Source organism: Sneathiella sp., from assembly GCF_047631475.1.
Lineage (GTDB): Bacteria > Pseudomonadota > Alphaproteobacteria > Sneathiellales > Sneathiellaceae > Sneathiella.
Window position 1 is genome coordinate 80,797 of the sequence record NZ_JBLHZT010000007.1, and the last position, 13,792, is coordinate 94,588.

A 13,792-nucleotide genomic window follows, 5' to 3' on the forward strand; every position below is an offset into this window, starting at 1 on the left:
ATCTAAAATATTGTCTATCCCAAGGGAGTTGAAGCGTAATGCGGGGCATTAAAGGGCCTAATTAGCGGCTCAATCCGCAATCGGCATAAAAAAAGCCTGACAGAATGCCAGGCTTTAAACCAGTAAATGCGAAAAATCTTAAGAAGAAGCCACACTCAATACGACTTTATCTTCTTCAATAGAATCGATCGCAACCTTAAATCCATTATTTGCAGATAGCGCCATTATATATTGGGCCGCCACATTCTGCGCGGTCAGCTGTTCTTCGTCATAGCCATCCAGCAAAGTTCGGGTAATTTCTTCCCGCAAGCCTGCCCGCGGGCCTGTTGCGGTAATGGAAAAACCCCAATTGTCTGATGTCACGTCGCCGGCAACCACCAGATTTCCGCCCCGTGGCAGGGCTCCCGCCGCAATTGCCACAAGATTACAAACGATCTTCACGGCATCTTTTGACAGACTGTCTGCGGCCCCAGCATCATCGGGCCAATCTAAAGTCACTTTGCCGTAACTCATAAATTCGCGGCATAATGTGCGACCATCACGGATGGAAACGTCTGCCCCCAATCCACCTGCCATGCCAAATGCCAACCGGTAAAACTGGAGCCTGGCGGCTGCTTCGCCGGCACTTTGGCTAACAAGATCCATTGCCTGGTCTCGCATATCAGCATTAGATTCGTCATTTAAAAGCTCCACGCCATTGTTAATGGCGCCAACCGGCCCAATAACATCATGGCAGAGTTTCGAGCTCATCAAGGCTGCCAGCTTTAAATCTATCATTCTTTCACCATACACATGACCATTACCTATGAGACACAATGGAACAATTTTTGTCGTCTCGGCAACAGTTTGCTACACTCCCTATGTAACAATCAACAGAGTGATGTAATTATGTTAGCTTTTTTTTCGCCGGGACAATATGTCAAGCATCCTCAACAACCGGACTGGGGGATTGGACAGGTTCAATCCTGTGTCGCCGACAGAATTACAGTGAATTTTGAACATGCTGGAAAGCAACTCATTATTGCCAGCGTAATTGAACTCGTCACGGTAAGTGAGGAAGACGTTCGCAAAGAACGAAATTAGACAATTACGCGGCTGGGTAGGGAATAAGTCTATGGGCAAGTCTGCCTCATTTCAATTAAGTTCAAAGGCGCCAGGCCTTGGAAAACGCAAAGCCAAACATTATGCAAAAGGGCGCCAGCCAAAGGCTGATGCTGTCGCGGATGTAAAGGCACTATTGCGTAATCAACTGACAGGGCGTGATCAGCTCATAGAACATCTTCATCTTCTGCAAGATCATTTTGGGGCGCTCACACACGATCATCTGGTCGCCCTTGCGCAGGAAATGAAGCTTGGCTTGGCTGAAGTGTATGAAGTTGCAACTTTTTATCATAATTTCAACGTTGTCGGAAACCTAACCGACGTCCCTGAAATGACCATTAAGGTATGTGACAGCCTGACCTGTGAACTGACTGGTTCCAAGGCACTCAGATCAGAACTCCACCAGATTTATGGAGATAAAATCAAGGTTACGCATGGTGCCTGTATGGGACGCTGTGACAAAGCCCCGGTTGTGCGACTAAAAAACCAGTATGTTGAAACGGCGACAACCACAAAAATAAAAGATGCTCTCGCCGAAGAAGGAACACCACAGGATCCCCCTCAACCGACTGTCTCTTATTCAGACTATTGCACATCAGGCGGCTTTAACGTTCTGAAAGATTTGCAGGCCTCTGCCCTTACCGCCGAAGAAATCATAGAACAGTTGAAGACCAGTGGTCACCGTGGTTTAGGCGGGGCGGGCTTTCCCCATGGCGCTAAACTTGAATCGGTTCTATCCGTCCCCGGACCAAGATATATGGCCGTGAACGCGGATGAAAGCGAGCCCGGGACGTTTAAAGACCGGCATTACATGAACACCAATCCCTACCAGTTTTTGGAAGGGATGCTCATCGGCGCCGAAATCGTCAAGGCAGAGGCTATATATATCTTCCTGCGCGATGAATATCCTGACACAGCCCGGATCTTATCCAAAGCAATTGAGACCGTTCAAGGCGAAGGACTGAACAAAGAGTGTCCTATCTTTTTGAGGCGAGGGGCTGGCGCCTATATTTGCGGTGAGGAAAGCGCCATGTTGGAAAGCCTGGAAGGAAAACGCGCACTCCCCCGCCATAAACCCCCCTTCCCTGCACATGTAGGATTGTTCGGCCGTCCGACCCTGATCAACAATGTGGAGACGCTTTATTGGCTCCCTGAAATTATTGCAAAAGGCGAAAACTGGTATCAGCAGGGCGGACGACACGGATCAAACGGATTTCGAACATTTTCTCTGTCCGGACATGTCAACAAACCCGGTGTCTATTTAACACCCGCTGGTATAACAGCTCAGGAGCTGATCGATGAGTTTGGCGGGGGAATGAAAGACGGCCACAGCTTTAAAGGATATCTGCCAGGCGGTGCGTCTGGTGGTATTCTGCCTGCCTCAATGGCCGATATCCCGCTGGATTTTGGCAAACTTGAACACCACGGATGTTTTGTCGGGTCCGCCGCTGTCATTGTCCTATCCGATAAAGATGACCTGAAATCGGTCGGCCGAAACCTGATGCGTTTCTTTGAAGATGAAAGCTGCGGACAATGTACACCGTGCCGGGCCGGCACGGAAAAGGCTTTAGCCCTTATGCAACAGGAAAATTGGGATCAGGACCTTTTGATTGAATTAAGTGATTGCATGAGGGATGCCTCCATTTGTGGGCTGGGCCAGGCTGCTCCGAACGGCCTACTGTCGCTTATCAAGTTTTTCCCGGAGGATTTGGCATGACCGATATAGTAACCTTCTCCTTAGACGGAAAATCAGTAACCGCCCGTTCTGATCAATCCATTTGGGATGTCGCCAAAGAAAAAGGAACTTTAATTCCCCATCTTTGTCATGCTGACAAACCCGGTTATGAAGCCGATGGAAACTGCCGGGCCTGTATGGTTGAAATTGAGGGAGAACGTGTGCTCGCCGCAAGTTGCGTTCGCAAACCTTCCGAAGGCATGATCGTCTCAACAAAAAGCAACCGCGCCAGCAACGCCCGAAAAATGGTGATTGAACTGCTAAACGCGGATCAACCGAAGGAGGGAAGCGCCTATACTAACGGTAGTCATTTTTTGAAAATGGCTGACCTTACGAACACCCATGGCAGCCGGTTCTCCCCTAGAACAACGCCAGAAGCTGACATCAGCCATCCTGCCATGACCGTCAATCTGGACGCCTGTATCAATTGCAATTTATGTGTTCGCGCCTGTCGAGACGTTCAGGTAAATGATGTTATTGGCATGGCTAACCGCGGAGCTCATTCAAAAATCGTTTTTGATTTCGATGATCCTATGGGGTCAAGCACCTGTGTCGCTTGCGGTGAGTGCGTTCAAGCCTGCCCGACCGGTGCGTTGCTTGAAAAAACAATGTTAGACAGCCCTGGCACTGAAAAAGAAATTGATAGCGTCTGCCCCTTCTGCGGTGTTGGATGCCAATTGACCTATAAAGTGCGGGACGAAAAAATAGTAGCCGTTGAAGGAAGAAATGGCCCGGCCAACGAGGGACGTTTATGCGTGAAAGGGCGGTTTGGCTTCGACTACATTCACAATCCAGAACGCTTGACCAAACCTCTTGTTCGCAAAGAAGGCGTGGCAAAGAGCGACGTCTCAACACTTGATCCGGCCAACCCCTTTACACATTTTCGCGAAGCCAGTTGGGAGGAAGCGCTTGATATTGCGGCCAACGGGCTGAAAAAAATAAGAGACGAAAAAAACGGAGATGCCTTGGCGGGCTTTGGCTCAGCGAAAGGATCAAACGAAGAAGCATACCTGTTTCAGAAACTGATCCGGACTGGCTTTGGTACAAACAATGTCGATCATTGTACTCGTCTATGTCATGCATCTTCGGTAGCTGCCCTGCTTGAAACCGTTGGTTCTGGCGCCGTATCTGCCCCGTTTAACGAGGCTGCCAATTCAGATGTGATTCTGGTTATTGGCGCCAATCCAGCCGTCAACCATCCAGTGGCAGCAACCTTTTTCAAAAATGCAGTGAAACGAGGGGCGAAACTCATCGTTATTGACCCTCGCGGCCAACCTTTATCCAAATTGGCGACCCACGAATTGAGAGAAAAACCAGGATCTGATGTGGCATTGCTGAATTCAATCATGCATGTGATTGTTGAAGAAGATCTGACCGATGAAGATTATATCTCGCGCCACACAGACGATTTTGTGACATTGGCCGATCATCTGAAAGACTATGATCCAATTCGTATGGAAGAGCGAACCGGAATTGCAGCGGAGGAAGTCCGAACTGTTGCCCGGCTCTTTGCCACGGCAAAATCGGCCATCATTTTCTGGGGAATGGGCATCAGCCAGCATGTTCATGGCACCGATAATTCCCGTTGCCTTATTTCACTGGCCCTGATGACAGGACAAATAGGCAGACCGGGAACCGGCCTGCATCCATTGCGGGGTCAGAATAATGTGCAGGGTGCCTCCGATGTTGCGCTTATCCCGATGTTCTTACCAGACTATCAATCCGTTGAAGATCCTGCGATCCGGGGAAAGTTTGAAACCTTCTGGGGCACCAAAATTCCGGAAAAAAGTGGACTTACGGTTGTTGAAATTACCGAAGCGATCCACAAAAAAGAAATTACCGGCATGTATATCATGGGCGAAAATCCGGCGATGTCAGATCCCAATGTCACCCACGCCCGTGAAGCATTGTCCATGCTGGATACGCTTGTGGTTCAAGATTTGTTTATCACAGAGACGGCGGCCTATGCAGATGTCGTTCTGCCCGCTTCAGCCTGGCCTGAAAAAGATGGAACGGTCACAAATACCAATCGTCAGGTTCAGATGGGCCGCGCTGCTGTTCCTTTACCAGGGGATGCACGGCAGGATCTGTGGATCATTCAGGAAATTGCCAAGCGAATGGGCCTGAACTGGAACTACACCCATCCAAAAGAAGTGTTCAATGAGCTCACCCAGATTATGAACAGTATAAAGGGTCTTAGCTGGGACCGAGTTGAAAAAGAAGATGCGGTTATATATCCGTGCAAGAGTGCTGAGGATCCTGGACAAGCCATCATTTTCACCGATATATTCCCGACCGCATCAGGGCGCGGTAAATTTGTACCCGCAAGTCTGATTTCACCGGATGAGACACCCGACAAAGACTATCCTGTTATTCTGACGACGGGTCGCCTGCTGGAACATTGGCATACCGGATCGATGACCCGGCGGTCCCATGTGTTGGACGCAGTTGAGCCGGAACCTACCGTGCAGATGCCCCCATCGATGTTCGAAGAATTGGGCATCAATGCCGGAGACAAGGTCGCTATATCGTCACGGCGAGGTCATTTGAAAATAAAAACACGGATGGATAGCGCCGTTCAAAGTGGCATGGTTTTTATCCCCTTCTGTTTTACGGAGGCAGCCGCTAATCTTTTAACGAACGATGCGCTTGATCCATTTGGTAAAATCGCTGAAGTAAAATTTTGCGCAGTAAAAGTTGAAAAATTAGCATAATGAAGAAAACAGTTGGTATTTTACGCACCGGATATATCGGTGGCTCTCTGGGCGCTGATCATGGCGAATATCCAGAAATGTTCATTACAATGTTGGGCGAAAATCGGTTTGACTACAGAACCTATTCTGTTGTCGACGGAGAATTTCCCGATGCGCCAACCGACTGCGATGCCTGGATTATCACAGGCTCCAAACACGGTGTTTATGAAGATCATGCTTGGATACCGCCACTCGAGGATTTTATTCGCCAATTGGCGGCAAGCCAACAACCGACTGTCGGGATCTGTTTCGGCCATCAAATTATGGCGCAGGCACTGGGCGGAAAAGTTGAAAAATCGACCCGCGGTTGGGGGATCGGACCACATGAATATGTGAATGTGCGTTCCGGAGAAACAGTAAAGCTTCTCGCGTTTCATCAGGATCAGGTCGTTGAATTACCGCCCGGCGCTGAAATCACTCACCGGTCTGATTTTTGCCCCTTTGCTGGCCTGCAATATTCAGAAACCTGCTATTCTTTGCAGCCACACCCGGAACATACACCCGACTTTGTTGCTGATTTGATTTCCGAACGACGGCGCACAGTCTTACCCGATGACCTCGCGGAACAAGCTTTGTCCCGCCTTCTCGACCCTAATCATCAAGATGAATATGGGCGAAAAATCAGCGCTTCTCTGGACAAATAATCATCAGGCTTTGGACCGCTTTTGCTCACGGTAAAAGGTATAGATACCCATCGCAACAACGATTGAACTGCCGACAATTGTCCACTGATCGGGATAATCACCGAAAAGAACGATCCCAAGCAATATTGACCAAAGTAAAATCGTATACCGAAAAGGGGACACGAAGGCGATTTCCCCAACCCTGACCGAGGACACGCTCAAGACATACCCAAAAACGACGAAAAATGAAGCGGCCAGTAAAAACGATACATTATGAACAGACAATGGCGTCCACTCTGAAAATGGAAGCAGGGCACCGGCAACAATCATTATCGCAAGTGATGTAAGAAATGAGACCAACAACGAAGAAACAGACGATGATATTCTTCGGGTAGATAGATCACGAACAACGATAAACCCAATGGCTGCAACGGCGTAAAAAGCATAGCTGTTAAAGCCTTCGGCACCCGGCCGAACAATAATCAGGACCCCTGTAAATCCGATCAAAATCGCACCATATCGACGCCATCCAATTTTTTCTCCCAGAAACAGTCCTGCTCCCAGCGTCACAGCAAGCGGCAAGGACTGCAAAATCGCGGTCGCATTGGCAAGCGGCATATTAAAGATAGCGGTCAAAAAGAAATAGGCTCCGCAAACCTCCGCGGCCACACGCACCGCGATTAATTTACGGTCTTTAGACGGCACCACCGACTTGAAGGCCCCCTTATAATAGGCAAATGCCCCGATCAGAACTGTTGTAAAAATAGATCGGACAAAGATTGCCTGGACCAGAGAAAAATGCTCTGAACCCAGCTTCATCAACGCATCGTTGATACCAAAAGCCGCCATGCAGGCAGCCATAAAAAAGGCCCCGCGAATATTATCTGAATTTTTTTCTATCATTTTGTATTAGTCTGCCAGATTGTATGAAAGTGCAACTTTATTTGGCAGGCGGGGAAGCCTATCCTTACGCATAAGCATGAATTTCTCGTCTGTAAAGGTTCAACATGTTATCCACCCTCGCTTTTGATGCTGACGACACTTTGTGGGAAAACGAAGAGATTTTCCATCTGACGGAAGCCCGGTTTCATGACCTGATCGCGCAGCATGTCGATGCGGCAGATCTGTCAAAATCATTAATCGCTACGGAAAGGCGCAATCTGGGTTATTACGGCTATGGGATCAAAGGATTTACTTTATCCATGATCGAAACCGCTATTGAAGTGACGGGCGGACAAATCCCCGCGAGGGATATTCAGAAAATTATTCAGGCCGGGCGGGAAATGAAAGACCATCCAACGGCCCCGCTTCCCAATGTAGAAAAAATTTTAAAACAGTTATCTGACGATTTTCGGCTGATCATTATTACAAAAGGCGATCTTTTTGATCAGGAACAGAAGCTAGCGCAATCCGGTCTCGGTGACTATTTTGACGGCGTTGAAATTGTCAGCGAAAAGTCAAAAGAAACCTATCAAACTATTTTTGATCAATATGGGGACGGCCCAAAACGAAGCATGATGATCGGAAATTCACTAAAATCTGACATCCTTCCCGCCCTCAACGCTGGTGCCTATGGCGTTCATATACCCCATAGCAAAACCTGGGCCCTGGAGCATGCGGAGACCCCGGAAGACAGCCATCATTTCTGGCAACTCGATTCTATAAGCGCGTTACCTGCCCTCGTTCGGAAACTTATTGAAGCTTAGCCGTCACTTCGATTTCTATCTTCATATTAGGATCCATCAATCCCGCGACAAACATGGTTGCCGCAGGCTGCGCCACGCCTAGATTTTCCCGAATAATTGGCCAGCAGGCAGGGAAATCATCCCGGTTGGGCAGAATATAGTGAACCCGCATCACATGATCTAGCGACGAGCCGGCTTTTTTTAGTGCTTCTTCTATATTCTTAAAACAAAGCACCGTTTGTTCCTCAACGCTTTCAGGCAAGGTCATTGTTTCATAGTCAAACCCGGTTGTACCCGAGACGAAAACATAATTTCCATCCACAACAGCACGGGAATAGGCAATGTCTTTTTCAAACGTTGAACCAGATGTGATCTTTTTTACCATTCACCCCTCCAATAAAAATCCCGGACAAGCCACGCCTGCCCGGGATGATACTTAGCAGAATAGCTGACAGGTGTCAGGATTCTCGGATCATATTGATAATACCTGAGAAATCGGCGGCTTCGCCGTCACCAGAAACGTAACTCTTATACAATTCTGTCGCCGCTTTACCCAAGGCAGTTTCCGCATCAAACCCATCGGCAGCTTCTTGTGAAAGCATCAGGTCTTTCAACATATTCTGCGCAGAAAATCCTGGTTTATAATCATTGTTTGCCGGTGAGGCGGGGACAGGACCCGGAACCGGGCAATAACTTGTCAGTGACCAGCATTGCCCTGATGCGGTCGAGGCAATATCGAAAAGCGTCTGATGTTCAAGACCCAATTTTTCGCCCAGAACAAACGCCTCAGAGACTGCGATCATGGAAATACCCAAAATCATGTTATTGCAGATTTTCGCTGCCTGTCCGTTTCCTGAAGCGCCCGTATGCACGATATTTTTGCCCATCGCTTCAAGGATAGGTTTCGCTGCTTCAAAAGCGCCTGCCGGACCGCCCACCATGAAGGTAAGGGTTCCAGCCGCAGCCCCGCCAACACCACCACTTACAGGCGCATCGACCATCAACATGCCTTTTGCCGCCGCGGCGCCCGAAACTTCGCGCGCTGTAGCAACATCAATTGTTGAACAATCAATAAATAATGTGCCTTCGTCTGCAGCTGCAATTGCCCCGCCGTCTCCAAGATAGACCGCCCGGACATGATCCCCTTTTGGCAACATACTGACAACAATATTAACGCTTTTTGCAGCGTCAGTCGCACTTTCGGCGGCGATACCACCTGCATCCGTGCAAATCTTGACAGCTTCTTTTGACAGATCAAAAACCTTAACCGAATGACCCGCTTTCAGTAAGTTGAGGGCCATTGGGCCGCCCATGTTACCGACACCAATAAAACCGATTTTTGCCATGATATCCTCCCGAATTACTTTACGCTCCGGTTCCCCGGAGCGTAAAGCATATCAATTGATGTTTATTTATGTGTCGGCATCACGAATTCTGCACCGGCTTTAATTGAGTCCGGCCAGCGAGACGTTACAGTCTTAACTTTCGTGTAGAAGCGAACACCTTCTGGACCATGCTGATTGTGATCACCAAACGCAGATGCTTTCCAACCACCGAAGCTGTGGAATGCCAACGGAACAGGGATCGGAACGTTCACGCCAACCATACCAACTTCAACATTGTTTGAGAACGCCCGAGCCGCATCACCGTTCCGGGTGAAAATGGTCGTTCCATTACCAAATTCATGCTTGTCGATCATTTCGATACCAGCGTTAAAATCTGGCGCCCGAACAACAGACAGAACCGGTCCGAAAATTTCTTCTTTATAGATGCGCATATCTGTCTGAACATTGTCAAACAGGCAACCACCCATATAGAAGCCATTTTCATAACCCTGCATCGAGAAATCCCGGCCGTCGACCACAAGGTCGGCACCTTCTTCGATACCAAGGTCGACATAGCCCTTAACTTTGGCAAGATGTTCTGCGGTTACCAATGGTCCCATATCGCCATCAGCGGCACTTGGTCCAACTTTCAATGCGCGCACACGCGGCGCCAGACGCTCAACAAGCTGATCACCAGCATCACCGACAGCAACCGCGACAGAGATCGCCATACAACGTTCACCGGCAGAACCATAACCAGCACCAATCAACGCATCCGCTGCTTTATCCATATCAGCATCAGGCATGATCAGCATGTGGTTTTTAGCGCCGCCCATTGCCTGAACGCGCTTACCAGCGGCGGCTGCACGTGAGTAAACATACCGCGCGATAGGAGTGGACCCTACAAAGCTAATCGCCTTTACACGCTCATCGTCAAGCAACGTATCAACAGCAACTTTATCACCATGAATAACATTCAAGACGCCTTTTGGTGCACCCGCTTCCAGCATCAGTTCAGCCAACCGTGTTGGCAGTGAAGGATCTTTTTCAGAAGGCTTCAGAACGAATGTGTTACCGCAGGCAATGGCCACAGCAAACATCCACATTGGAACCATAGCCGGGAAGTTAAAAGGTGTGATACCTGCAACAACGCCCAAAGGCTTGCGCATGGAGTACATATCAATGCCAGAAGAAACATTATCAGAGAATTCGCCTTTTAGAAGATGCGGAATACCGCAGGCAAACTCAACGACTTCCAGCCCGCGAATAATGGAGCCTTTCGCGTCGGAATGTACTTTACCATGCTCGGAAGAGAGCAACGCTGCAAGGTCATCGATATTGGCTTCAACAAGTTCTTTAAACTTGAACATCACACGGGCGCGGGTAATTGGTGATGTTGCCGCCCAGCCCGGGAATGCTTCCAGACTGTCCTGAATGGCATTGCCGACTTCTGCTTCTGTCGCCAGTGGTGTTTCCGCAGACTGTTCGCCTGTGCTTGGATTATAAACCGGGCTAAAACGCCCTGATGTACCGGCAACATGCTGTCCGCCAATATAATGCTTGATCTGTTCTGTCATTTGTTTCGCTCCCCGCGAGAGATTTCGATTCTTCGACTTTACATGGGTAAAAATGCAAAGTAATTAGATAAGATTGCACAAGCTATGTGCATATTTACACACTGAAGAGGGGCACCATGTTCGACTGGAATGACATACGATTTTTCCTCGAACTCTGCCGTAAAGGCCGTTTAACGGAAGTCGCAAAAGCCTTAAAGGTGGACCATACTACTGTCAGCCGCCGCATCCTGTCTTTAGAAAAACAATTAGATGCCAAATTGTTCGAAAGCACAACCCGCGGATATGTTTTGACACAGGCGGGGGAGCGGTTGCTGCCACATGCCGAAGCAATGGAGAGCGCGTCTGCAACCATTCAGGATCATGTGGGCGGCGAAAACCGGAACCTGACAGGTGTTGTTAGACTTGGCGTTCCTGAGGGATTTGGTAGTCAGTTCTTATCCAAAGATATGCCTTCCTTTCAGGCCCTGCATCCGGAAATCGAACTGGAATTTGTTGCCAATGATCGGTTTGTAAGCCTTTCCAAAAGGGAAGCCGACCTGTCCATCACCTTGGAACGGCCACGTTCAGGCCGGTTGATTTCAAAAAAACTGACCGATTACAGTCTTCGGCTTTATGCAAGCCGCGAATACTTAGCGAAACATCCCCCCATTAAGACGGTGGAAGATTTGAAGGATCACAACTTCATTTCCTATATAGACGAGCTGGTACCCGATCCACAGATGCTATATCTGAGCGAGTTTGTCGCAAGCCCCAATGTGACCTTGAAAAGCTCAAGCATCGTTTTTCAGTTTCAGGCGACTGTCGCCGGTGCCGGGATCAGTATCATGCACTGCTTCGTCGCAGACGAGCACCCCGATCTTGTATGTTTGCTCCCTGAAGAGATTGAGGTGAATAGAACTTTTTGGCTGAACACACCGGAAGATATTCACGATCTGGCACGAATAAAGGCTGTAACGCAGTTCTTGACCGAACTTGTGGATCGCCAAAAGAAGAAACTCCTCGGCGTGCTCGAATAACGATTAGAATTAAGGCCGTTTTTGATAATAGTTTTATTTTAGATTTTTGTGATATAGTTTTAAGCTCAGATGGGAGGAATGCTGAATGCTTCAAATTGCTGTCGAAAAAGTCTGTGATCTGATTATCAACTCTTTAGCCTTGAATGCGACATTAGACTCAGGCGGCGATGATTTCAGTGAAATCCCAACGATTGATGAAACAATGGAATTTTCACCCCCAAAAGACGATCGATATCTCGACCTAAAACGGATTATTGATAAATTCAACGAAGAAGAACGCCAGCATCTGGTTGCACTGGCCTGGCTTGGGCGGGGAACTTTTTCGCTTGATGAATGGGAGGATGCACTGGAGGAGGCAACTCAATTGGAAGATACCCACATTTCAGACTATCTGGTTCGAATGCCACAATTGGGCGACTATCTCGAAGAAGGACTGGCTGAACTTGGCTATTCTTCTGAGGGGTTTGAAACAGGCATTCGTTAATTTTCAGCGCGTCAAGGCGCCAGCAGTTTTTCCGCCTCAGAAAAATCTTCGGGTTTATTAATATTATAAAACGGATCCCCTTCCTCTTCTGTCCAATACACTTTCGTAAGACTATACCGTTCTGCAAACACCAAAATCTTTCGAAGATCCTCTTCACAAATAGCTTTGCGTAAGGCCCCTGCCAATGAGAATGGCCACAAAGCAACGACGGGATGAATACGCCCTTTTGAATAGGCCATGACAATGGCGGGCGACGATGAAGAAAGTCCCGCGGACAAGCGCGCCACCAGATCTTTCGGAATAAAAGGAGCATCCGCTGGAATGCTTAACATATGCGTCCCGGCTTCCCCCTTTTCCAAAAAATACTCTAACCCTGTCAATATCCCGGCCAAAGGTCCCAAGTGCCCTCCCAGACAATCAGGTGTAACAGGGTATCGCATTCCGTTCAGATCCGAATTACTGCTGATCAGGATATCGCCAACCTGCGGCTCAATTGTATCCAGAACATGATCCAGTATTGATCGCCCCCCAAGACGTTTCAGGAATTTGTCCCCCCCTCCCATCCGGCGCGACTGTCCACCCGCTAACACCAGGCAAGGAATTTTCGTAAACTCAGTCATACGCTGGACTTTCTTTTATGTTTCTTTTCTTCATCGGGAATGAGATCCGGGTTTTCATCATACTGCAAACGTTCAGGGGCGGATAAACAGGTAAATCGTTTTCCTTTCGCGCGACCAATGAGCGTGAGATTAGCCTGACGGGCCAGATTAACGCCCCACGCCGTAAAACCACTTCTGGAAATCAGAATCGGAATTTGCATCTGAACCGTCTTTATGACCATTTCCGACGTCAGCCGACCTGTCGTATAAAAAATCTTGTCCGGGGCCGAGATTTTATGTTTCCACATATAGCCTGCGATTTTATCAATTGCGTTATGACGCCCCACATCCTCCATATAAATCAATGGTGTTTCACCGCAACATAAGACACATCCATGAATGGCCCCTGTTTCAAGATATAACGACGGCTGGAGGTTTATTTTCTTCGACAGTTTATATAGCCAGGACGTTTTAAGGGTGGCGTCAGGGGACAGGGAAATCTCATCAAACTTTTCCATCAAATCGCCAAAGGCAGTCCCTTGAGCACATCCTGAGGTTTGTGTCTTCTTCTTAAGCTTTTCTTCGAAATCCGTTTGCCGGACAGTTCTGACAATCACAACGCCAAGATCGTCATCATAATCGACACCGGTCACCTCATCATCGGCTAACAGCATATTCTGATTGAGAAGATACCCCAGCGCCAGATATTCGGGATAATCACCGATCGTCATCATGGTGACAATTTCCTGCTTGTTTAAAAACAGCGTCAGCGGTTTTTCCACAACAACCGGAATTTGGATGGGATTTCCCAGATGATCAAGACCGCTGATCGTCTCACTCAAAGCGGGATTTTTTGGATCCGGTGTCAGTTCAAACTGTTTCATATAGTCTAAT

The 13,792-nt window shown here is 48.3% G+C and carries 14 protein-coding genes; 7 read left to right on the plus strand and 7 right to left on the minus strand.

What is annotated here, in order from left to right; genetic code table 11:
• Positions 1-138: 138 nt before the first annotated feature.
• Entirely contained in the window at positions 139-777 is a 639-nt protein-coding gene (locus tag ACJAYR_RS04700) for a histidine phosphotransferase family protein (RefSeq protein ID WP_415235514.1), read from the minus strand.
• A 111-nt stretch (positions 778-888) separates the two neighbouring features.
• Here ACJAYR_RS04700 and ACJAYR_RS04705 point away from each other — a divergent pair, with 111 nt between their 5' ends.
• The 4 genes from ACJAYR_RS04705 to ACJAYR_RS04720 are packed head-to-tail and all read left to right on the plus strand — an operon-like array spanning position 889 to position 6,233.
• Positions 889-1,083 carry a DUF3553 domain-containing protein gene (locus ACJAYR_RS04705; protein ID WP_169542908.1) on the plus strand — a complete coding sequence of 65 codons (195 nt, stop codon included), beginning with the start codon at positions 889-891 and terminating at the stop codon, positions 1,081-1,083.
• Positions 1,084-1,114: 31 nt separating this feature from the next.
• On the plus strand, positions 1,115-2,818 hold the full coding sequence (locus tag ACJAYR_RS04710; RefSeq protein WP_415235515.1) for an NAD(P)H-dependent oxidoreductase subunit E: 1,704 nt from the start codon (positions 1,115-1,117) through the stop codon (positions 2,816-2,818).
• Entirely contained in the window at positions 2,815-5,550 is a 2,736-nt protein-coding gene (gene fdhF / locus ACJAYR_RS04715) for a formate dehydrogenase subunit alpha (RefSeq protein WP_415235516.1), read from the plus strand. Before ACJAYR_RS04710 ends, fdhF begins: the two co-directional genes overlap by 4 nt.
• Positions 5,550-6,233 carry a type 1 glutamine amidotransferase gene (locus ACJAYR_RS04720; RefSeq protein ID WP_415235517.1) on the plus strand — a complete coding sequence of 228 codons (684 nt, stop codon included), beginning with the start codon at positions 5,550-5,552 and terminating at the stop codon, positions 6,231-6,233. Before fdhF ends, ACJAYR_RS04720 begins: the two co-directional genes overlap by 1 nt.
• Positions 6,234-6,236: 3 nt before the next feature.
• Here ACJAYR_RS04720 and ACJAYR_RS04725 read toward each other — a convergent pair whose 3' ends face one another.
• Complete coding sequence (locus ACJAYR_RS04725; protein ID WP_415235518.1) at positions 6,237-7,115, minus strand: DMT family transporter; 879 nt, start codon at positions 7,113-7,115, stop codon at positions 6,237-6,239.
• A 104-nt stretch (positions 7,116-7,219) separates the two neighbouring features.
• Here ACJAYR_RS04725 and ACJAYR_RS04730 point away from each other — a divergent pair, with 104 nt between their 5' ends.
• Positions 7,220-7,918, plus strand: coding sequence for an HAD family hydrolase (locus ACJAYR_RS04730; protein WP_415235519.1), 699 nt, complete (start codon positions 7,220-7,222; stop codon positions 7,916-7,918).
• Here the strand turns inward: ACJAYR_RS04730 and ACJAYR_RS04735 are convergent.
• From ACJAYR_RS04735 to ACJAYR_RS04745, 3 genes are all read right to left on the minus strand, one after another.
• Complete coding sequence (locus ACJAYR_RS04735; RefSeq protein ID WP_415235520.1) at positions 7,905-8,282, minus strand: RidA family protein; 378 nt, start codon at positions 8,280-8,282, stop codon at positions 7,905-7,907. The two genes, ACJAYR_RS04730 and ACJAYR_RS04735, sit on opposite strands and share 14 nt — an antisense overlap.
• A gap of 73 nt (positions 8,283-8,355) precedes the next feature.
• Positions 8,356-9,243, minus strand: coding sequence for a 3-hydroxyisobutyrate dehydrogenase (mmsB, locus tag ACJAYR_RS04740; RefSeq protein ID WP_415235521.1), 888 nt, complete (start codon positions 9,241-9,243; stop codon positions 8,356-8,358).
• Positions 9,244-9,305: 62 nt separating this feature from the next.
• Positions 9,306-10,799, minus strand: a complete 1,494-nt coding sequence (locus tag ACJAYR_RS04745) for a CoA-acylating methylmalonate-semialdehyde dehydrogenase (RefSeq protein WP_169542916.1) — start codon at positions 10,797-10,799, stop codon at positions 9,306-9,308.
• A gap of 116 nt (positions 10,800-10,915) precedes the next feature.
• Between ACJAYR_RS04745 and ACJAYR_RS04750 the strand changes: the two genes are divergently transcribed.
• Together ACJAYR_RS04750 and ACJAYR_RS04755 are read left to right on the plus strand one after the other, a co-directional pair.
• Positions 10,916-11,815 carry a LysR family transcriptional regulator gene (locus tag ACJAYR_RS04750; protein WP_415235522.1) on the plus strand — a complete coding sequence of 300 codons (900 nt, stop codon included), beginning with the start codon at positions 10,916-10,918 and terminating at the stop codon, positions 11,813-11,815.
• 85 nt (positions 11,816-11,900) lie between these two features.
• Complete coding sequence (locus ACJAYR_RS04755; RefSeq protein WP_415235523.1) at positions 11,901-12,299, plus strand: DUF3775 domain-containing protein; 399 nt, start codon at positions 11,901-11,903, stop codon at positions 12,297-12,299.
• 11 nt (positions 12,300-12,310) lie between these two features.
• Here ACJAYR_RS04755 and mobA read toward each other — a convergent pair whose 3' ends face one another.
• Entirely contained in the window at positions 12,311-12,919 is a 609-nt protein-coding gene (gene mobA / locus ACJAYR_RS04760) for a molybdenum cofactor guanylyltransferase MobA (RefSeq protein ID WP_415235524.1), read from the minus strand.
• The gene (locus ACJAYR_RS04765; RefSeq protein ID WP_415235525.1) at positions 12,916-13,782 is read right to left on the minus strand and encodes a formate dehydrogenase accessory sulfurtransferase FdhD; all 867 of its coding nucleotides are present in this window, start codon (positions 13,780-13,782) and stop codon (positions 12,916-12,918) included. Before ACJAYR_RS04765 ends, mobA begins: the two co-directional genes overlap by 4 nt.
• Positions 13,783-13,792: the final 10 nt, after the last annotated feature.

Coding starts and splice junctions, on each gene's coding strand:
- ACJAYR_RS04700 (WP_415235514.1), bottom strand. CDS start 777: ATGATAGATTTAAAGCTGGCAGCCTTGATGAGCTCGAAACTCTGCCAT.
- ACJAYR_RS04705 (WP_169542908.1), top strand. CDS start 889: ATGTTAGCTTTTTTTTCGCCGGGACAATATGTCAAGCATCCTCAACAA.
- ACJAYR_RS04710 (WP_415235515.1), top strand. CDS start 1,115: ATGGGCAAGTCTGCCTCATTTCAATTAAGTTCAAAGGCGCCAGGCCTT.
- fdhF (WP_415235516.1), top strand. CDS start 2,815: ATGACCGATATAGTAACCTTCTCCTTAGACGGAAAATCAGTAACCGCC.
- ACJAYR_RS04720 (WP_415235517.1), top strand. CDS start 5,550: ATGAAGAAAACAGTTGGTATTTTACGCACCGGATATATCGGTGGCTCT.
- ACJAYR_RS04725 (WP_415235518.1), bottom strand. CDS start 7,115: ATGATAGAAAAAAATTCAGATAATATTCGCGGGGCCTTTTTTATGGCT.
- ACJAYR_RS04730 (WP_415235519.1), top strand. CDS start 7,220: ATGTTATCCACCCTCGCTTTTGATGCTGACGACACTTTGTGGGAAAAC.
- ACJAYR_RS04735 (WP_415235520.1), bottom strand. CDS start 8,282: ATGGTAAAAAAGATCACATCTGGTTCAACGTTTGAAAAAGACATTGCC.
- mmsB (WP_415235521.1), bottom strand. CDS start 9,243: ATGGCAAAAATCGGTTTTATTGGTGTCGGTAACATGGGCGGCCCAATG.
- ACJAYR_RS04745 (WP_169542916.1), bottom strand. CDS start 10,799: ATGACAGAACAGATCAAGCATTATATTGGCGGACAGCATGTTGCCGGT.
- ACJAYR_RS04750 (WP_415235522.1), top strand. CDS start 10,916: ATGTTCGACTGGAATGACATACGATTTTTCCTCGAACTCTGCCGTAAA.
- ACJAYR_RS04755 (WP_415235523.1), top strand. CDS start 11,901: ATGCTTCAAATTGCTGTCGAAAAAGTCTGTGATCTGATTATCAACTCT.
- mobA (WP_415235524.1), bottom strand. CDS start 12,919: ATGACTGAGTTTACGAAAATTCCTTGCCTGGTGTTAGCGGGTGGACAG.
- ACJAYR_RS04765 (WP_415235525.1), bottom strand. CDS start 13,782: ATGAAACAGTTTGAACTGACACCGGATCCAAAAAATCCCGCTTTGAGT.